At 61.4% G+C, this 19,462-nt stretch carries 17 protein-coding genes; 6 read left to right on the top strand and 11 right to left on the bottom strand.

Going from position 1 to position 19,462, the window contains the following annotated elements; translation table 11 throughout:
* Positions 1-347: 347 nt before the first annotated feature.
* Together C7U61_RS05165 and C7U61_RS05160 are read left to right on the top strand one after the other, a co-directional pair.
* The gene (locus C7U61_RS05165; RefSeq protein ID WP_106997093.1) at positions 348-1,040 is read left to right on the top strand and encodes a response regulator; all 693 of its coding nucleotides are present in this window, start codon (positions 348-350) and stop codon (positions 1,038-1,040) included.
* On the top strand, positions 1,024-2,082 hold the full coding sequence (locus C7U61_RS05160; protein ID WP_106997092.1) for a HAMP domain-containing sensor histidine kinase: 1,059 nt from the start codon (positions 1,024-1,026) through the stop codon (positions 2,080-2,082). Before C7U61_RS05165 ends, C7U61_RS05160 begins: the two co-directional genes overlap by 17 nt.
* Before the next feature lie 49 nt (positions 2,083-2,131).
* On the opposite strand, the gene C7U61_RS05155 is transcribed toward C7U61_RS05160, so the two are convergent.
* The 7 genes from C7U61_RS05155 to gcl form a co-directional block, all read right to left on the bottom strand.
* Positions 2,132-3,007 carry an NAD(P)H-binding protein gene (locus C7U61_RS05155; protein ID WP_106997091.1) on the bottom strand — a complete coding sequence of 292 codons (876 nt, stop codon included), beginning with the start codon at positions 3,005-3,007 and terminating at the stop codon, positions 2,132-2,134.
* A 100-nt stretch (positions 3,008-3,107) separates the two neighbouring features.
* The gene (locus C7U61_RS05150) at positions 3,108-3,965 is read right to left on the bottom strand and encodes an AraC family transcriptional regulator (protein ID WP_106997090.1); all 858 of its coding nucleotides are present in this window, start codon (positions 3,963-3,965) and stop codon (positions 3,108-3,110) included.
* 135 nt (positions 3,966-4,100) lie between these two features.
* On the bottom strand, positions 4,101-5,729 hold the full coding sequence (locus C7U61_RS05145; protein ID WP_106997089.1) for an MFS transporter: 1,629 nt from the start codon (positions 5,727-5,729) through the stop codon (positions 4,101-4,103).
* Between the two features lie 220 nt (positions 5,730-5,949).
* Positions 5,950-7,227, bottom strand: coding sequence for a glycerate kinase (locus tag C7U61_RS05140; protein WP_106997088.1), 1,278 nt, complete (start codon positions 7,225-7,227; stop codon positions 5,950-5,952).
* Positions 7,228-7,242: 15 nt separating this feature from the next.
* The gene (locus tag C7U61_RS05135) at positions 7,243-8,193 is read right to left on the bottom strand and encodes a 2-hydroxy-3-oxopropionate reductase (protein ID WP_245410754.1); all 951 of its coding nucleotides are present in this window, start codon (positions 8,191-8,193) and stop codon (positions 7,243-7,245) included.
* Entirely contained in the window at positions 8,133-8,948 is an 816-nt protein-coding gene (hyi, locus tag C7U61_RS05130; protein ID WP_106997086.1) for a hydroxypyruvate isomerase, read from the bottom strand. Before hyi ends, C7U61_RS05135 begins: the two co-directional genes overlap by 61 nt.
* Before the next feature lie 12 nt (positions 8,949-8,960).
* Positions 8,961-10,745 carry a glyoxylate carboligase gene (gcl, locus tag C7U61_RS05125; RefSeq protein WP_106997085.1) on the bottom strand — a complete coding sequence of 595 codons (1,785 nt, stop codon included), beginning with the start codon at positions 10,743-10,745 and terminating at the stop codon, positions 8,961-8,963.
* 194 nt (positions 10,746-10,939) lie between these two features.
* On the opposite strand from gcl, the gene bhcR reads away from it, so the two are divergent.
* Positions 10,940-11,767 carry an HTH-type transcriptional regulator BhcR gene (gene bhcR, locus C7U61_RS05120; RefSeq protein WP_106997210.1) on the top strand — a complete coding sequence of 276 codons (828 nt, stop codon included), beginning with the start codon at positions 10,940-10,942 and terminating at the stop codon, positions 11,765-11,767.
* Positions 11,768-11,829: 62 nt separating this feature from the next.
* On the opposite strand, the gene guaD is transcribed toward bhcR, so the two are convergent.
* Together guaD and C7U61_RS05110 are read right to left on the bottom strand one after the other, a co-directional pair.
* Positions 11,830-13,173 (bottom strand): guanine deaminase, encoded by a 1,344-nt coding sequence (gene guaD, locus C7U61_RS05115; protein ID WP_106997084.1) that lies wholly within the window; start codon positions 13,171-13,173, stop codon positions 11,830-11,832.
* Complete coding sequence (locus C7U61_RS05110; protein WP_106997083.1) at positions 13,170-14,408, bottom strand: urate hydroxylase PuuD; 1,239 nt, start codon at positions 14,406-14,408, stop codon at positions 13,170-13,172. The genes guaD and C7U61_RS05110 overlap by 4 nt, the downstream gene beginning before the upstream one ends.
* A 141-nt stretch (positions 14,409-14,549) precedes the next feature.
* Between C7U61_RS05110 and C7U61_RS05105 the strand changes: the two genes are divergently transcribed.
* The 3 genes from C7U61_RS05105 (at position 14,550) to C7U61_RS05095 (ending at position 16,260) form a co-directional block, all read left to right on the top strand.
* Positions 14,550-15,482 (top strand): LysR family transcriptional regulator, encoded by a 933-nt coding sequence (locus tag C7U61_RS05105; protein ID WP_106997082.1) that lies wholly within the window; start codon positions 14,550-14,552, stop codon positions 15,480-15,482.
* Positions 15,483-15,565: 83 nt separating this feature from the next.
* Positions 15,566-15,817, top strand: coding sequence for a type II toxin-antitoxin system Phd/YefM family antitoxin (locus tag C7U61_RS05100; RefSeq protein WP_106997081.1), 252 nt, complete (start codon positions 15,566-15,568; stop codon positions 15,815-15,817).
* Positions 15,818-15,819: 2 nt separating this feature from the next.
* A complete protein-coding gene (locus C7U61_RS05095) occupies positions 15,820-16,260 on the top strand; it encodes a PIN domain-containing protein (protein WP_106997080.1) in 441 nt (146 codons plus the stop codon).
* On the opposite strand, the gene xdhC is transcribed toward C7U61_RS05095, so the two are convergent.
* Entirely contained in the window at positions 16,250-17,101 is an 852-nt protein-coding gene (gene xdhC, locus C7U61_RS05090) for a xanthine dehydrogenase accessory protein XdhC (RefSeq protein WP_106997079.1), read from the bottom strand. The two genes, C7U61_RS05095 and xdhC, sit on opposite strands and share 11 nt — an antisense overlap.
* Positions 17,102-17,105: 4 nt before the next feature.
* Entirely contained in the window at positions 17,106-19,460 is a 2,355-nt protein-coding gene (gene xdhB, locus C7U61_RS05085; RefSeq protein ID WP_106997078.1) for a xanthine dehydrogenase molybdopterin binding subunit, read from the bottom strand.
* Positions 19,461-19,462: the final 2 nt, after the last annotated feature.

Here is a 19,462-nt window from a genome sequence, read left to right as displayed (position 1 = left end):
GCCCCGCAGAGGTATGTCTCCCTGCGGCATGGCCGCCGCAGCCTGCCCGATGAGCATCGCTGTTGCCGCCAATGTCGCCTTCCGGGAAGGCAGCTCGAATGCAGATCGCATAGATGCATTCCCAATTGACCGGAACGCGCCGGGATCGTCGCTCCGCGTCTCGATCGAATGAACCCATTCGGGGGCCGCTTCAACGCCGGGCGCGAATGGCACTTTCGTTCGAGCCTAAGCAGACATTGGGATTGTTGGCCTTCGGTCGACGTTTTGTGGAGGTTTGATGGAGGAGGGCGGAGGAATGTTGACGCGCGGGCTCTGTTTGACGTTTCTTTCCGGTAAAGGAGCTTTGGATGGAAAATGCACTGATACTGATTGTCGAAGACGAGCCGGAGATTTCCGATATTCTCGAACGCTATTTCGAGCGCGAGGGATTTCGGGTGCTGACGGCCTCGGATGGCGAGATCGGGCTTTCCCATCACCAGCGGCTGCGGCCGGATCTCGTGGTTCTCGACGTCAAACTGCCGAAGCTTGATGGCCACGCGGTGCTTTCTACCATTCGCCAAAGGAGTAATACGCCTGTCATCATGGTCACGGCGCTCGCCGACGACCTCGACAAGCTGCATGGGCTGCGTTCCGGCGCCGACGATTATGTGGTGAAGCCGTTCAACCCTGTCGAAGTGGTCGCCCGGGCGCGTGCCGTCTTGAGGCGGACGACGGGAAGTGCTGCGAATAAGGTGCTGCGGGTCGGCAGGCTTGCGATCGATCCGATCGCGCACATGGCGGTGGTGGAGGACGGCGAAAGCCGCATTCCGTTGAACCTGACCCGCACCGAGTTCCGCATCCTCGAATATATGGCCGGCTTTCCGAACAGGGCCTTCGAACGCGGCGAGATCGTCGATGCCTGCCTTCCCGAAGGCGATGCGCTCGACCGCACTGTGGACAGCCACATGAGCAAGCTTCGCCGCAAGCTCGATGCCGCGGGTGTCGGCGATCTTCTCAACGGCGTGCGGGGAGTGGGTTACCGCCTTGGCGACTTCGGTTAGCAACAGCCTCAACAGGCAAATCATCTGGTCGACGACAATCGTCGCCTTCGTCGCCCTGTCGGTGATGTTTTTCGGATTCCTGATCTACGGCTATGTCTACGAATGGCTGTTCAAGGACGCCGCTCCGCCGGACGATTGGGCCGTCAGCGATTTCGTCGTGCTTGGCATCAACGTGGCGATCGGCCAAGCCGTCGGCGCCTATGTTGGATGGCGTCTCGCCAGGCGCCTGGTCAAGCCCTTGACGGCCGTGACGGAAGCTGCCCGTCTCATCGCGGATGGGGATTTTGCCGGCCGGGCGACGGGCGAAGGCAATTTCGGCGAAGCGGACCGCCTGATCAACGACTTCAACCGTATGGCGGAGGAGCTGCAAAGGGCGGAAAAGGAGCTCCAATATTCGAATTCGGCCATCGCACACGAATTGCGCACGCCACTGACAATCCTGCGCGGCCGCATGCAGGGACTGGCGGACGGGGTCTTCGAGCCGAGCCAGGAGGTATTCCGTGGATTGATCGGGCATATCGATGCGCTGACCCGCATCGTCGACGATCTGAAGACGCTTTCGCTGATGAATGCCGGGCGCATGGAGCTGCAGCAATCGCGTTTCGACGTGGGAGAAGAAATCGCAGATATCATCGATTCCGTGAAGCCGTCGCTTACCGGCCTCGCCGTTAGGGTCGAAACCGACTTGCAGAAGATGGCTGTGATTGCCGACCGTGCACGAGTCCGGCAGGCGATGCTTGCACTCATCGACAATGTCGCACGCTATGCTCCAGGCTCGACGCTGCGTGTAGCCTCGCAGGAGGCCAGCAGCCTGTGCGTCATCATGGTCTCGGATGATGGCCCCGGCATGACGGCTGCGGAAAGCGAACGCGCCTTCGAGCGGTTCTGGAGAGCCGACGATGCGAGAACGCGAAGAGGCGGCGGGTCAGGCCTCGGCCTTTCGGTCGTAAAGGCGATCGCCGAGGCGCATGGCGGCCACGCCACCATCGACAGCCGCAAGGGTGGCGGTACGACCGTCGTGCTGACCATCCCGCGCTGCTGAGATCGTGTGGAGGGCGGCAAACGGCCTGTTCCGACAGGCGGGGGCATTCTCATGCGCTGAGAATCCGCCGCAGCACCTCCATCAATTCGGTTGTGCCTCGACGGATTTCGCCCACATCCCTTTCAACGTCTATTCGGCCAGCATTATGAGCCGCATAGAGCTCGACCAATAGTCCCGCATAGTCTTCGGAAAGGCCTGCCCGCATGAGTGCGGCCTGCCAATCTGTCTCAGGGAGCGGTTGGGCAGCGACATCGCGACCGGTCAGCGAGCCGATGGCCGCCGCAACGTCGCTCGGGGTATAGCGCCGAGGACCTTCGGCATGAACAATCCTCAAAGCGGCGTCCTGCTTTTCCAGGAGCAGCTCGGCGGCGATCGAGCCCACGTCGAAAGCGGAGATAGTCGGAAGAAGCTTGGTCAGCGGATGGTAGAAGCTCGGCAATCGGCCGCTCTCTGCCGCTACCTTTGCCAGACGCGCCCAGTTTTCCATGTGCTCGGCCGATCGCAGCAGGATAAGGCGTTCGGTCTCCAGCTGACGCAGCCGCGCTTCAAGGGCGTGGAAGATCAGCGTGACGCCGGTGCCGGAGCTATGCTGCGCGCCATAATCGGAAATGGCGAGAATGGTTCGCGGTTTGGCGGCTGACAGGGCCTCGCCGAGGCAATCGAGCAGTCGTCTCATGCCGGAATAGGCCTCGGCGGCGCGAACATCGACCGGGCAGATGATCTGGACGGCGCTCGCCCCTTCGAATGCGGCCGTCAGCGCCCGATGGTCATGCACATCGGCAATGGCGATCTCGCAGCCGAGTTCTAAAAAGGCCTGCGCTTTCGAACCATCGCGCAGAATTGCGCGAACTGGAACGCCGGACTTGCGCAGCTCGGCGATGGTCGTGCGGCCGACCTTGCCGGTGGCGCCCAGAATTGCGTGCATTGCATCTTCTCCTGTCGATCCTGCCTGCAGCCTAGCCATGTGTGCCCATCGGATCGCGCAGTTTCGGACGGCCAATTGCAGGTTTGGACGACAATCGAAATCAGGAATGCATTCGGCTCAGCATGCCGGGGGTGAGGCCGAGGACGCGCCGCATCCAATGCGTCATGTGGCTCTGATGGGCAAACCCCGTCGCCGCAGCGATCTCGGCGAGCGGCATGTCAGTGGAGAGAATGAGCAATCTGGCACGGTCTACCCGGCGCGTCAGCACATAGCGATGAACCGGCATGCCGAAAGTGGCGCGAAAGAGCGGCTTCAAATGCGAGATGCTCAAGCCTGCCGTGGCAGCGAGATCGGCAAGAGACAGCGACTGATCGATATGGGTCTCGATAAAATCCACCAAGCGTCGCTGATGGCGGCTTGTCAATGTGGCGCCTCTCGCGACAGCCCCGAGAGACGTTTGCTTGTCGCCTTCCACCAGACGGATCGCCAGCGCCAACCCCAGCGCTTCCGCATAGGTCCTGTCCGATGGAACGGATGACTCGATTTCGGCCTTGACGGCCCAGGCGATCGATTCGATCCGGGAATCCCGAAGCTGGAATTTTGGTGCCAGGGATACCGTATCCGGATTTCGGCCGAGCGCTTCCGCGGCGGATTGAAGGAGTTCGTGCTGGATATTCAGGCGCAGAATGGTGCAGTCTCCGTCATCCTCCCACCAGCCGTCGAGTCCGGCTGGAACGATATCGATATCACCATGCGCCTGACGACGGCGATATTGACGGCCGTCGCACTCACAAAGAGCATTCACGGCGCGTCCGAAATGAATGCCGAGCCGATGCGTCTGTGATCCCGGCACATGGGTGCGGCCAGCCTGAATGCGAAGAAAGTTCGCTTCCAGGCCCTTCCAGCCGCGATCCTTGCTGGAGAGGAGAGTCGTAGCGGCATTGTTGAACTGGTCCATGACTATGCGCTTCCGCCAAATCCACCGTCCGAGTAGACGGCGATTTCGATCCGGAGAATATAGGTGGAACGGCATATCCGGTCGAGCTGTCTTCGCAAACATGTATCCATCATGCCAACGGCAGGTCCGTAGCTGTCATGTCGCATCGAGGTAAGGCTTCAGGGGCATATCGTCGTGCCGCGGCACCGTCTGCCGTTCGATCATATGGTGGATGACCGGTGGCCCGTCGCCGCGATGCAGCCTGTTCAGCTGTTCGGCGACCTCGACATCGGCATGCGTCTGGCGCTGGCTGTGGCGGACATAGTCGATCCAGGTCGGCAGATGGTAGCTTTCCGTCCAGGTGTTGGGCTTTTCCAGATCGCGCAACAGCGACCACTGCTTGGCGCCGTCGCGGATTCTCATCCGGCGGCGCTTTGCCATGACGGCCAGAAACTCCTCCACGTCCTCCTGCTCGATGTCGTAATCCACCATGACCAGGATCGGACCGCTTCTGGGACGCAGGTCGAGCTGCAATTGCGGTTCGCTGAAGCTGTTCGTCGGATCGAGATTGAGGGATTCGAAGTCCGGCTGGCGCAACAGAAGGCCAAGCAGACCGCCAATGGCGAGCGCGGCGCTTGCGATGAGGAGAGCGCCGGTGACTCCATGGGCATCGGCCAGTTCGCCCCAGAGCCAGCTTCCGACAGCCATGCCGCCGAACGTGGCGGTCTGATAGAGAGACAAAGCACGGCCGACCACCCAGCGCGGCGTCGAAAGCTGAACCGTGACGTTGAATAGCGAAAAGGCCTGCACCCAGGCGACGCCGGCCGGCATGAGCAGAAGGCAGCTCAGCCATACCTGATGGCTGAGCGCCAGGAAGAAGCAGCTGGCGGCCAGCGTGAAGAAGGCACCCCGGATCACCCATTCGTTGCTCAGCACATCGCGGATACGGCCGATCAGCATCGCGCCGCAGATGGCGCCGAAACCGAAGAAGCCGAGCATGATGCCGTAGGTGATTGCGGTGCCGTGTACATGATCGCGTGCAACAAGAGGCAGCAGGGCCAGAATGACGATCGCCGTCAGGCCGAAGACGAAGCTGCGGCACATTACCTTCAGCAGGTTCGGCGACATCTGGACGTAGCGAAATCCGGCCGACATCGCGCTGCCGAAAGACTCCCGCGGCAGCGTGTTGCGCACGGGAGCCTTCTTCCAGCGCCATAGGGTGAAGATGAGGGCGAAATAGCAGAAGACGTTGAAGAGAAATGCGAAGGCGGCGCCCGCAGCCGCGACGATGACACCGCCGATTGCCGGTCCGATGCTGCGCATGAGGTTATAACTCATGCTGTTGAGCGCCACGGCGCCCGGCAGATGCTCGCGCGGCACGACATCGCCCATGGAGGCTTGCCATGACGGATTATGCAGCGCGCCGCCGCAGCCGATCAGGAAGGTGAAGCAGAGCAGCAGCCAGGGCGTCAGGGCATTGCTGTAGGACAGTACCGCCAGCGTCGCCGATACGCTGAGCATCAGCGTCTGCGCGATCAGCATGATCCGTCTCCGGTCGTAATTGTCGGCGAGCGCCCCGGCAGCGAGCGAAAAGATCATGACGGGCAGCGTGGTGGAGGATTGAACCAGTGCGACCATGCCATGCGAGGTAGCAAGGCTGGTCATCAGCCAGGCAGCCCCAACGCCTTCGACCAATCCGCCGAGATTGGAGATGAGTGTTGCCGACCAGAGAGAACGGAATGTCTTGGACTGAAATGCGACGAGCGGGGAGGTTCTCTTGGGCATGTCGGCTTTTCTTCGCAGAATTGTCTTGCTCGACGGCAAAGCGAACTACGCTCAAAGCATAGGTACCGCCGAGTCGGTATCAACCCTATCGTGATTTGCTAACTTCCGAAACGATTTTGGAATAATATTCTCGTCAATGACGGCGGAATTGAGCTCCGGTCGAGGCGTTTGTAGTTGGGCAGGCGCCCCTTTTGAACCGCGACGTCCTGGGTCGCTTGGCTCAATCCAGCGGGTCTAGAAGGATGGCACGGAAGTCGTTGACGTTTGTGCCGGTCGGTCCCGTGACGAACAGGTCGTCGATCGCGGCGAAGGCCGACCAGCTGTCGTTGCGCTCCAGGAATGCGGCCGCATCCTTCTTTCGATCGGCAAGCCGTGAAACGGTGGTGCCGTCGGCAAAGGCGCCGGCATTGTCCTGCGAGCCGTCGATACCGTCAGTATCGGCGGCAAGCGCCGAAATGCCTTTCTCGCCGGAAATGGCGCAGGCAAAGGACAGAAGGAACTCGCTGTTGCGGCCACCCTTGCCCTTGCCTTTCATCGTGACGGTCGTTTCTCCACCTGAAAGCAGAAGAATGGGCCCTTGGGCGGCCATACGCCGCTGCGAGATCGTGGTCACGATGGCTGCGTGCTGGCGACCGACGTCCGATGCTTCGCCCTCAATGGCATCCGACAGCACGATAGTCTCGACGCCGGCCTTGAGGGCGACATCGGCGGCGGCATGCAGCGCAATGGCGGCCGAAGCAACGAGCTTTATCTCATTGCGGGCGAAACGAGGGTCTGACGGCAGCGGCGGCTCGTCCTTGCCGTCCTGAAGATGACGCATCACCGCGTCCGGCAAATCGAGCTGATAGCGGCCTATGATTTCAAGCGCATCCGCGCGTGTGGCCGCATCGGCGATAGTCGGGCCGGAGGCGACAAGCGCAGGATTGTCGCCGGGAATATCGGAAACGACGAGCGAGACGACCTTCGCAGGATGGGCAAGGGCCGCCAGCCGCCCGCCCTTGATGCGTGAAACCTGCTTGCGCACGGCATTCATGGCGCTGATCGGTGCACCGGAGGCAAGCAAGGCCCGATTGACGGCGATCTCGTCGGCAAGCGTGAGATCGCCGGCCGGCGCCGGCAGTAAAGCCGAGCCGCCGCCGCAGACGAGCGCGACAACCAGATCATCCTCGGTAAGATCGCTTACCGCTGCCATCAACCGCTCCGCTGCGAGCAATCCGCTTTCGTCCGGCACCGGATGGGCGGCTTCGAGAACCTCGATGCGCTCGCAAGGAACGACATAGCCGTAACGGGTAACAATGACGCCGGACAGCGGCGCGTCCCAGAGACGCTCGAAGGCGCGGGCCATCTGCGCAGCTCCCTTGCCGGCGCCGACCACCACCGTCCGGCCTTTTGGCTTTTCCGGCAGATGGGCGGCTAGCGCCTTGTCCGGATCGGCGGCCGCAACGGCTGCATAGAAGAGCTTTTCCAGAAAGGCGCGGGGATCGGCAATGCTCGGCATCGGGGCTCTCACTCGTTATGCAACGGGATGGTTCGCCATGCGTTCCAGCGCCTTGACGAGGCCGGAATGGTCGAGCCCACTATCGCCATTGGCGGCGCATTGGTTGAAGAGTTCCTGCGTCGCGGCGGTGTTCGGCAGCGACACGCCCAGCGCCTTGGCTCCCTGCAGCGCAAGGTTCAAGTCCTTCTGATGCAGCGAGATGCGGAAGCCGGGTTCGAAGGTGCGCTTGATCATGCGCTCGCCGTGGACTTCGAGGATGCGCGACGAAGCAAAACCGCCCATCAGGGCCGAGCGCACGCGGGCGGGATCGGCACCGGCCTTGGAGGCGAAGACAAGCGCCTCGGACACGGCCTCGATCGTCAATGCGACGATGATCTGGTTGGCGACCTTGGTGACCTGGCCATCGCCGCAATCGCCCACGAGCGTGATGTTCTTGCCCATCAGCTGGAAGAACGGCAGCGCCCGCGCGAAGCTGGCTTCAGAACCGCCGGCCATGATGGAGAGCGAGGCGCTCTTGGCACCGACTTCGCCACCGGAGACGGGTGCATCGATATATTCGGCACCGGTCTCGCGAATTCTTCTGGCGAATTCCTTGGTCTCGATCGGCGAGATCGAGCTCATGTCGATGACGAGTTTGCCGTTGGACAAGCCGTAGGCAACGCCGTTCTCGCCGAAGAGCACGTCCTTGACCTCGGGCGTATCCGGCAGCATCAGGATGATGGTGTCCACGGTTTCGGCGAGCGCCTCCGGCGTCTCGACGAATTGCAGGCCGTTGTCGAGCAGCTCCTGGCGCGGCGGAATGGAAAACTTGGACGTGACGACGATGTGGCCGGCCTTTTGCAGGTGGCGCGCCATGGGCGTTCCCATGATGCCGAGGCCGATGAATCCGATATGTGCCATGCTGTTTAGCTCCTGAGATTGAGAATGGCGGCGCTTTCGGCGTGGCGGCCAGCTGCGGCAAACCAGCCGAGCCCGGCCGCGGTCGTGGTGCGCGGCTTGTATTCGCAGCCGATCCAGCCGTCGTAGCCGAGCACATCGAGCGCTTCGAAGATGAAGGGATAGGCGATCTCGCCGGTACCCGGCTCATTGCGACCGGGATTGTCGGCAAGCTGTACGTGGGCAATCTGCGCCTGGTGCTTCTTGAAGGTGCCGATCAGTTCGCCCTCGGTACGCTGCTGGTGATAGAGGTCGTACTGAATGAACAGGTTGTCGCTGCCGACTTCGGCGATGATCGAAGCGGCCTGGTCCGGCGTGTTGAGATAGAAGCCGGGAATGTCGAAGCGGTTGATCGGTTCGATCAGCAGGCGGATTCCGTGCTTGCCGAGCTCTTCCGCCGCATATTTGAGGTTGACGACGAAGGTGGTCCGCAGCACCTCATCGGGCACGCCGGCCGGAATAATGCCCGAGAGGCAATTGATCTGGCGGCAGCCGAGCGCCGTCGCATAGTCGATCGCGGAAGTGACGCCGCGGCGGAACTCGTCGATACGATCCGGCAGGATCGCGATCCCCCGCTCGCCGCCGGCCCAGTTGCCGGCGGGCAGATTGTGCAGCACCTGGGTAAGGCCGTGACGATCGAGTTCGGCGCGCAGCGCCTCTTTCGCAAAATCATAGGGAAAGAGATATTCGACACCTTCGAAACCCGCCTTGGCGGCGAGTGCGAAGCGATCCAGAAACGGCGCTTCGGTGAAGAGCATGGTGAGATTGGCCGCAAATTTCGGCATAGTATTCCTCCTTCAATCAAGCAAGGCGAGGATCGCGGTCGGAGCATCTTCGCCGCGTTCGGCAAGCTCCTCGAACTCGGCGACGGCATTGATGTCGGCACCCATTGCGATATTGGTGACCCGCTCCAGAATGAACTCGATGACGACGGGAACCTGATGCTCCGCCATCAGCTGCTTTGCTGTCGTGAACGCCTCCTGGAATTCGTTCGGGCTGCGCACGCGGATCGCCTTGCAGCCAAGGCCTTCGGCGACGGCGACATGGTCGACGCCATAGCCAGGTTCGGCATCACCGGATGAGTTGATGTTTTCAAAGGCAAGGCTGACCTCAAAATCCATGTTGAAGCCGCGCTGGGCCTGGCGGATGAGGCCGAGATAGGAATTGTTGACGACCACATGCAGGTAAGGAAGCTTGTGCTGCGCCCCGACGGCCAACTCCTCGATGAGGAACTGGAAGTCGTAGTCGCCGGATAGTGCGACGATCGTGCGGTTGGGATCGGCGGCGCGCACGCCAAGCGCTGCCGGCAGGGTCCAGCCGAGTGGGCCGGCCTGGCCGCAATTGATCCAGTTGCGGGGCTTGTAGACGTGCAGGAACTGCGCGCCGGCGATCTGGCTGAGCCCGATGGTCGAGACATAGCAGGTGTCGCGATCGAAAGCCTTGTTCATCTCTTCGTAAACGCGCTGCGGCTTCAGCGGCGTCTGGTCGAAATGCGTCTTGCGCAGCATGGTGCGCTTGCGCTCGCGGCATTCTTCCGCCCAAGACGACCAGTCGCGCAGCTTGCCTTCCGTCTTCCATTCCGTCGCGACGTCGAGGAAGAGCTTCAGTGCGGCACCGGCATCGGAGACGATGCCGAAATCCGGGGCGAAGACACGGCCGATCTGGGTCGGTTCGATATCGACATGCACGAAGGTCCGGCCCTCGGTGTAGGTCGAGATATTGCCGGTGTGGCGATTGGCCCAGCGATTGCCGATACCGAGGACGAAGTCGGAGGCAAGCAGCGTCGCATTGCCGTAGCGATGCGAGGTCTGCAGCCCGCACATGCCGGCCATCAGCGGATGGTCGTCCGGGATCGTACCCCAACCCATCAGCGTCGGGATGACCGGTACACCTGTGATTTCGGCGAATTCGACCAGCAGGTCGGAAGCATCGGCATTGATGATGCCGCCGCCGGCGACGATCAGCGGCCGCTCGGCCGCGTTCAGCATTGCAAGCGCCTTTTCCGCCTGTGCCCGCGTGGCGGAAGGCTTGTAGGGGGCAAGCGACGCATAGGTGTCGATATCGAACTCGATTTCGGCGAGCTGGACGTCAATGGGCAGATCGATGAGGACCGGGCCAGGGCGACCCGAGCGCATCGTATGGAACGCCTTCTGGAAAACGTAAGGAACGAGCGCCGGCTCCATGACGGTCACGGCCCATTTGGTGACCGCGGCCGCAATCTTTGCAATATCGACAGCCTGGAAATCCTCCTTGTCGAGCCGGGCGCGCGGCGCCTGGCCGGTAATGCAGAGGATCGGGATCGAGTCGGCCGAGGCCGAATAGAGCCCGGTGATCATGTCGGTGCCGGCAGGTCCAGACGTTCCGATGCACACACCGATATTGCCGGCGCGGGCGCGGGTATAGCCCTCGGCCATATGGCTTGCGCCCTCGACATGGCGGGCGAGCACATGGCGGATCGAGCCGCGCGCTTTCATTGCCGAATAGAAGGGGTTGATCGCAGCGCCGGGAACGCCGAAGGCGCAATTGACGCCTTCCTTCTCCAGAACCAGCACTGCGGCATCGACTGCGCGCATCTTCGCCATGGGAATTTCCTCCGTTTCTGCATCGAAGGTATCGCATGGGTGAACAAGCGCAATCTAAAAATGGAAATCAATCCCATCATATGGAAATAAACATTTTCAACGAATCTGGAACAATCGCAGCGAAGCGGATATGTCATGAAGCCCAAGCGGGTCGCGCCAACTGCGCGGCGCGCCTTCAGTCAAAAGTGAGCGTCATGGCGGAAAATCGGGAAAAGACGAGGGGCAGGCCGGGCCGCAAACCGGCCGAGAATGCGGCCGCTTCGTCCGTGCAGGTGCTCGATCGCAGTTTGAAACTGCTGGAGCTGGTGGCCGAAGCCGACGGCGCGGTTTTGACAGATCTCGCCGACAGATCGGCTATGGCCCCTTCCACTGTTCACCGGCTGCTCACCTCTCTCGCCCAGCACGGCATGGTGGCGCATGACGATGAGACCGGTGCCTGGACGATCGGCGTGAAAGCCTTCGAGATCGGAACGGCCTATTTGCGCTTCCGCAAGCTCGGCACGATCAGTCGGCCTTTTCTCAAGCAGTTGATGGAGGCGTCCGGAGAGACGGCCAACATCGCCATCGAAGACGATGGCGATGTTGTCTTCATCTCCCAGGCGGAAAGCCATGCACCGATGCGCGCCTTCTTCCGCCCCGGCCGCCGTGGGCCGATCCATGCTTCGGGTATCGGCAAGGCGATCCTTTCCACCTGGGCGGACAGCCGGATAGAGGCTTTGCTCGGGCGGCGTTCATTGCAGCATTTCACCGATAAAACCCGCAATACGCTGCCCATGTTGCTTGCGGATATGGCCGAGATCCGGTCACGCGGCTGGTCGATCGACAATGAGGAACATACGCTGGGCATGCGATGCGTGGCGGCGCCGATCTTCGATGAATATGGCGAGGCTATTGCCGGCATTTCGATTTCAGGCCCGGCCGTGCGGTTGCCGAATGAAAAGATCGCGGCGTTTGGGCCGGTTGTGCGGGCGGCAGCGGAAGAATTAACGAAGGCCATGGGGGGGCACTCGAAGCGGAGCTGAATGCCTTCGCCGCCGTCTCCTGTCCAGAGACGACGGCGAAGGCGGTCCCCCACATTTATCGGTCAAGCAAGCTGCAGTTGTTCGCGTGCGACCGTGCCCGCCTTCTTGCTCTTGGTCTTCATGGCCTTGCCGGCGACATAGACTTCGGCAACGCAGCGGTCATCACCCATGGTCTGCAGGATAAAGAGTTCCTCGGCCAGCGATGTGGCAGTGCGCATGCGGAATCCCATGGCCGACTTGGCGGCGGAATCAAGGACGACGATATCGGCATCCGCGCCGGCCTGCAGCGAGCCGATCTGCCTTTCGAGACCGAGCGCCAGCGCGTTGCCGCGCGTCATGCGATAGAAGGAGTTGAACGGCGTCAGCCGCTGCCCCTGCAGATGCAGCACCTTGTAGGCCTCGTCCATCGTTTCCAGCATGGAGAAGCTGGTGCCAGCACCGACATCGGTTGCGACCGACCAGCGCGCGCCGAGCTTGTCGAATTGTGCTGCGTTGAAGAGCCCCGAGCCGAGGAAGAGATTCGAGGTGGGGCAGAAGACGCCGACAGCGCCGGTCTCCGCCAGCACGGCAACCTCCCGCTCGCTCATATGGATGCAATGGCCGAGCAGCATGCGATCGTTGAGCAGGCCGTACCGGGCATAGATATCCGTATAGTCCTTGGCCTCCGGGTAGAGGGAGGTGGCAAAGGCGATCTCGTCCCGATTTTCCGAAAGATGCGTCTGGACATAGCAGTCCGGGTGTTCGGTAACGAGCGCCTTGCTCATCTCCATCTGCTCGGGCGTCGAGGTGATGGCAAAGCGCGGGCTGATGGCATAATGCGCGCGTCCGCGGCCGTGCCATTTCGCAATCAGTCGCTTCGTTTCTTCATAGCCGCGCTGTGGCGTATCGCGCAGCGCATCAGGCGCATTGCGATCCATCATCACCTTGCCGCCGATCATGCACATACCGCGGGCTTCCGCTGCCGCGAAATAGGCATCGACGCTTTCCGGATGCACCGAGCAATAGGCGACGGCCGTCGTCGTGCCGTTCGACAGGAGCTCGTCCATGAAGCGATCCGCGACTTCGGCTGCATGGGCGGCGCGGGCGAATTTCTGCTCCTCGACGAAAATATAGGTGTTCAGCCATTCGAGCAGCTGCGCGCCATAGGAGGCGATCGCCTGCGTCTGCGGGAAATGCAGGTGCGTGTCGATAAAGCCCGGCAGGATCAGGTTCGGGCGGTGATCCGCGATCCTGATGCCGGCATCGGCCAGCTTGCGAATGTCGTTATAGAAGCCGATATCAACGATCTTGCCATCGCGCACGAAGACCGCGCCATCCTCGATATAGCGATAGGACGCGGTATCGTCGATGCCTTGCGGCTCGGCAAGGAAGGTCAGCACGCGACCGCGGATCAGGATTTCACTCATTGGGTCTTCTCCCCATTGGTGGCGCTTTCGTACCAGGAGACGAGCAGGCGGCGCTCCTCATCGGTAATATGCGAGGCGTTGGCTGGCGGCATGGCTTGGCTGCGGCCTGCCTGCAGGTAGATTTCGCGCGCGTGGGCGGCGATATCGCGATCGGTCTCGAAGATCACGCCCTTCGGCGGAGCGGCGATCCCCTCCCAGCTCGGCTCCTTCGCATGGCACATCGAGCAGCGACCCATCACGGTATCGCGGACCTTTGGGAAATTTTGCGCCGTGACGAAGGGCTGCTGGATTGCGGAGATCTTCGTCGCCGGTTCCCCCGTCAGGACCTTCGGCACTGTGGAGAGCCACATGATGATGATGAACAGGACGACGGTGACTAGCCACGTCCAGGTCGGGTTGCCGGCATTGGCGTGGCGGGTGTTGAACCAGTGGCGGATCGTGACGCCCATCAGGAAGACGAGCGAGGCGATGATCCAGTTGAACTGCGTGCCGAAAGCCAGCGGATAGTGGTTCGACAGCATCAGGAACAGCACCGGCAGCGTCAGGTAATTGTTGTGGGTGGAGCGTTGCTTGGCGATGCGGCCGTATTTCGCATCTGGCGTACGCCCGGCAAGAAGGTCGGCGACAACGATCTTTTGGTTCGGAATGATGATGAAGAAGACGTTGGCCGACATGATCGTCGCGGTGAAGGCGCCGAGATGCAGGAAAGCGGCGCGACCGGTAAAGAGATGGGTATAGCCCCAGGCCACCGCGACCAGAATGAAATAGAGCGCCACCATCAGCCGCGTATTGTCGTTGCCGAAGGCCGATTTGCAGATCACGTCGTATAGGAGCCAGCCGCCGGCGATCGAGCAGAGCGAAATGGCGATTGCGACGGGTTTGGAGACGTCAAGCACGGCCGGGTCGATCATGTAGAGGTCAGCGCCGGCGTAATAGACGAGACAGAGCATGCCGAAGCCCGACAGCCAGGTGACATAGCTTTCCCATTTGAACCAGACGAGGTGGTCCGGCATGTTGGCCGGCGCCACCAGATACTTCTGGATATGGTAGAAGCCGCCGCCATGGACCTGCCACTCCTCGCCATAGGCTCCAGGCGGCAGGGCGGGGTGCTTTTTCAGACCGAGGTCCAGGGCTACGAAATAGAATGACGAGCCAATCCAGGCAATGGCGGTAATGACGTGCAGCCAGCGGACGGCAAAAGTCAGCCAGTCCCAGGCGATGGCATATTCGTACATGGGAACTCCTCCCGATCTCTACGGGAGTGTTTGCCATCGGCTGATTTTCCCGAAAATCCCAGTTAATCCGCCAACACTTTCAAAAAAATCTATAAGATACCCCCTGCTTTGTTCCGTGTGCCGATGTGGTAGAAAGGTGCCATGTCCTATCTTGATAATGTCCGTGTCTTCGTTCGCGTGGTCGAACTCGGTACTCTCTCGGCGGCAGGCCGCGACCAGCGCGTCACGCCCGCGGTTGCGAGCAACCGCATCAAGGAGCTTGAGCGTCACCTCGGCGTGCGCCTCTTCAACCGCACGACGCGTAAGCTCTCGCCGACCGAACATGGCCGCGTCTTCTATGAAAAGGCGGTGAAGATCATCGAGGCCGTCAATGAGGCGGAAGCGGCGATCGCCGATCTCTCGCGCAATCCGAAGGGTTCGCTGAGGATCACGGCGCCGCTCGGTATCGGCCGGCGGCTGATCGCATCGGGTATTCCGGAGTTTCACGACAAATATCCGGATATCGAAGTACGCTTGCGCCTGTCGGACCACAATGTCGACATTCTTGCCGAAGGCGTCGATGTAGCCTTCAAGCTCGGCGTGCTGGAAGATTCCAATCTGCGCATGCGCGGCATTCTCAATTGCGAGCGCGTGCTGTGTGCATCGCCGGCCTATCTCGCGCAGCGCGGCGTGCCGGCGACTGCCGATGCCCTGATTGCCGACAAACACGACTGTCTTCTGCTGCGCTATCCGGGGTCGAAAGAATATTACTGGACGCTGATGACGGCGGAAGGTACCCGCAAATTCGAAGTCGCTGGTCCCTACGACAGTGACGACGGCGATGTGCTGACTCAATGGGCACTGGAAGATCGCGGCATTATCAACAAGCCGGTGTTCGAGGTGAAGGCCTATCTGAGGGAAGGGCGGCTCGTCGAGATTCTGAAGGAGAGCCCACCGGCCCCGGTTCAGCTCGCGGCCATCTATCCGCACAAGCGTTTCCAGGACCCGAAAGTGCGGCTGATGATCGATTTTATGGCGGAGCGCTGTCAGCGGCTCATCGGCAAGCTGCTTGAAGATGAGGCTGCCGCTTCGTGATCTGAAGGCCGCAGGTTGATCTTTGCTTGATTTCAAGCCAGCGAAATCATATATGACTACCAGTAGTCATGCAAGGAAAAGCCATGAAGGAAATCCAGCTCAAGGATGCGAAGGCGACGCTTTCCGCTGTGGTCGATCAAGCCGTGGCCGGTGAGCCGACCGTTATTACCCGCCATGGCCGAAAGGAAGCAGTGCTGGTTTCCTTCGAAGAATGGCAGCGGGTTTCCAGGGTGCCTGATTTCGCCGATCTGCTTTTGGCTTTCCCCGGCGAGCCGGCCGATATTTCCGAACGATCACGAAAGCCCGCACGTTCATTGCGTGAAAACGGCTTCTGATCTTGTACCTTCTGGACACCAATATCGTATCGGCCGATGCGTCGACCAAACGCCACGTCGGCGTTGACGCATTCACGGCCTGGCTGCGTGCGAATAGTGACCGGATTTATCTTTCGGCCATCACCATCGCCGAAATCGAGGCCGGTATCGCCCGAGCGGTCAGGATTGGGGCGACGACGAAAGCGGAACACCTGCGGCGCTGGCTTGCGGCGGTCGAACATTTCTACGCCGGCCGTATCCTGCCGTTCGGCATTGAGGAGGCGAGACACGCGGGCCTGATGCTTGACAGGGCGCGCGCTCACGATCCCGGCTTTGAAGACATTGCCATTGCCGCGACCGCCGCTGCGCACGGCTTCACTGTTTTGACGGCCAATGACCGCCATTTCACACCGCTTGGCGTGCCGTTCGCCAATCCCCTCAAGCAGTTGCCCGTTATCCGATAGCAGGTTTTGTCGTGGCCGACTGTGCTGCAGCCGTCCAAGTCAATGCAGCCGTCATGATCTCGGCGGCGGCGAGCGTTGCGATGACGGTCGGGCGTTTGTCTTTCACTGCCGTTCCGCCGATCGGACATATCAGGCGTTCGAAAAGCTCCGTCTGGCCGGTTTCGCGCGACAGCCAGTTGCGGAAGGTGGCGCGCTTCGTCTTGGAGCCGATCATGCCGACATAGGCTGCGTCCATGCGCTTGAGCGCCTCGGCCGCAATCAGGAAATCGAGCGCATGGTCATGAGTTAATATCACGAAGCTGCTGCCGGCCGGCGCGTCCCGCACCACGGCTTCCGGCATGGCCGTTAGGCAGGTTTCGACGCGCGGCACGGTGCTGGCAACGAGTTCTTCCTCTCGTGTATCGACAAGCACCACGCGCAACGGCGCTAGCGAAAGTGCCATGGCGAGGGCATCGCCGACATGGCCGGCGCCGAAAACATAGACATGTGGGCGTGCGGCCATCTCGCGATCGCTCCAGGCTATGAGATCATTCGCAAGTCTTTGGTTGAGGGCGGTGAAGGCAAGTCCAACACGGCCGCCGCAGCACTGGCCGATCTCCGGGCCGAGCGGCACGTTCATCGGCTCGGCTGCGAGACCCGAACGCAAGGCGCGTCGCGCCTGGTCGATCGCCATATATTCGAGCTGCCCGCCGCCGATCGTTGCAAAAATCGCTCGTTCCGACACCAGCATCCAGGCGTCGGTATCGCGCGGCGCGGAGCCCGCGACGCCAGTCACCTCCACCAGGATCGAGGCCGGCTCGCGGCGCAGAAAATCCCGGATATCTTCACGGGCGGCAGACATTGCCTCACTCCTTTTTTGCGGCCTTGAGACGCTCGATCGCCATCAGCACCCGTTCGGGTGTCGCCGGCGCGTCGAGACGCGGGCAGATCTTGTGATCGGCCACGCTCGCCACCGCGTCTGAAAGGGCATGCAGCACGGACAGGCCGAGCGGCAGCGGCGGCTCTCCCACAGCCTTCGAGCGATGGATCGTCGGCTCATAGGCCTCCGACCAGTCTGTTAGGGCTACATTGAAAATCTTCGGGCGGTCGGATGCAAGCGGGATCTTGTAGGTCGAGGGCGCATGGGTGCGCAGGCGGCCCTTCGCATCCCACCAAAGCTCTTCCGTCGTCAGCCATCCCATGCCCTGGATGAAGCCGCCCTCGACCTGGCCGATATCGATCGCCTGGTTCAGCGAGCGGCCGGTATCGTGCAGGATATCCGTGCGCTCGACGACATATTCCCCCGTCAGCGTGTCGACGGAGACCTCCGAGCAGGCAGCGCCATAGGCATAGTAGTAGAAGGCATGGCCGCGGCCCGCCTTGCGGTCCCAGTGGATCTTCGGCGTTTTGTAGAAGCCGGCGGCCGAAAGCTGGACGCGGGCCATATAGGCTTTCTTGATGAGCTCCGGGAAGGACATCTCGATATTGCCGATCCGTACGCGGTTCGGCAGGAACACCACCTGCTCGCGAGGCACCTGATGGCTTTCGGCGGCAAAGGCGATTAGCCGGTCCTTGATCTGCCGGGCCGCATTCTGCGCCGCCATGCCGTTCAAATCCGCGCCCGAGGAGGCCGCGGTCGGCGAGGTGTTCGGCACCTTGGTTGTCGTTGTTGCCGTGATCTTCACCCGGTCGAGATCGATCTGGAATTCTTCGGCTACGACCTGCGCCACCTTCAGATGCAGGCCTTGTCCCATTTCGGTGCCGCCATGATTCATGTGCACGGAACCGTCGCTGTAGACATGCACAAGCGCGCCGGCCTGGTTCGATTCCGTCTTGGTGAAGGAAATGCCGAATTTGACCGGGGTCAGCGCAATGCCGCGCTTGACGATGCGGTTCCTTGCGTTGAACTCGGCAATTGCCTTTCGACGGCCGGCATAGTCGGCGCTTTCCTCCAGTTCCGCAACGATGCGCTGGATGATGCAGTCCTCGACCTTCTGGTGGTAGGGGGTCAGGTTGCGCTCGCCGTCGACTCCCATTGCGTCGTAGAAATTCAGCTTCCGGATATCGAGCGGGTCCTTGCCGACGGCGAAGGCTACCTCGTCGATAACGCGTTCAGCACCGACCATGCCCTGCGGCCCGCCGAAGCCGCGAAAGGCGGTGTTGGAGACGGTATTGGTATAGAGCGGCGCCGACTTTGCAAGCACATGCGGGAAGAAATAGGCGTTGTCGCAATGGAACAGTGCGCGATCGCCGACCGGGCCTGAGAGATCGGCAGAGAAACCCGCTCTCAGCGCGAAAGTATAGCCCACGGCAAGGATGCGGCCCTCATCGTCGAAGCCGACATCATAGTCGATGGCAAAGTCATGCCGCTTGCCGGTCGCCACCATATCCTCGTCGCGGTCGAGCCGGATTTTGACGGCGCGCTTCAGCTTCTTGGCGGCGATCGCTGCAATCGCCGCACACTGGTTTGCCTGGGTTTCCTTGCCGCCGAAGCCGCCGCCCATGCGGCGAACCTCGACGGTGACAGCATTGCTCGGGACGCCGAGCGCGTGGGCGACCATATGCTGCGTCTCGCTCGGACCCTGCGTGGAGCAATAGACGACAACCTCGTCGTCCTCGCCGGGAACGGCAAGCGAGACTTGACCTTCGAGATAGAAATGATCCTGACCGCCAAGCCGCATGCGGCCTTTCACACGACGCGGAGCACTTTTGAGGGCCGCTTCCGCATCGCCGCGCTTCAGCGTCAACGGCGTGACCACCTGTCTATGGGTGGAAACATCGAGATCCCATATGTCGATATCGGCAGGCAATTCCTCGTACTCGATGTCTGCCAGCCTCGCGGCACGCCGCGCCTGTTCGCGTGTTTCGGCGATCACACAGAAGATCGGCTGGCCGTGAAACTCGACCTTGCCGGCGGCAAGCACCGGATCGTCGTTCATGTAGGAGGGCGAGATATCGTTGACGCCGGGCACGTCCTCATGGGTCAGCACGGCAACGACGCCGGGGGCGGCGCGGACGGCTGACAGATCGACGGATTTCAGGATGGCGTGGGCGACGGTCGACAGGCCAAGACCGGCGTGAAGCGTGCCCGCGGGTTCGGTGATGTCGTCGATGTAGACGGCCGTACCTGAGACATGCTTATGCGCGGAGTCATGGCGAGGGCTGGTATGAACGCCGCCAACGATGGTTTCGGCCTTGATGTCCGAAGCGTGTTTGTTCATGG

Origin of the sequence: Rhizobium sp. JAB6, assembly GCF_003024605.1 — a bacterium.
In the GTDB taxonomy this organism is placed as follows: domain Bacteria; phylum Pseudomonadota; class Alphaproteobacteria; order Rhizobiales; family Rhizobiaceae; genus Rhizobium.
Note: the sequence above shows the minus strand (reverse complement) of the source record. Positions and strands in the feature narration are given on the sequence as shown.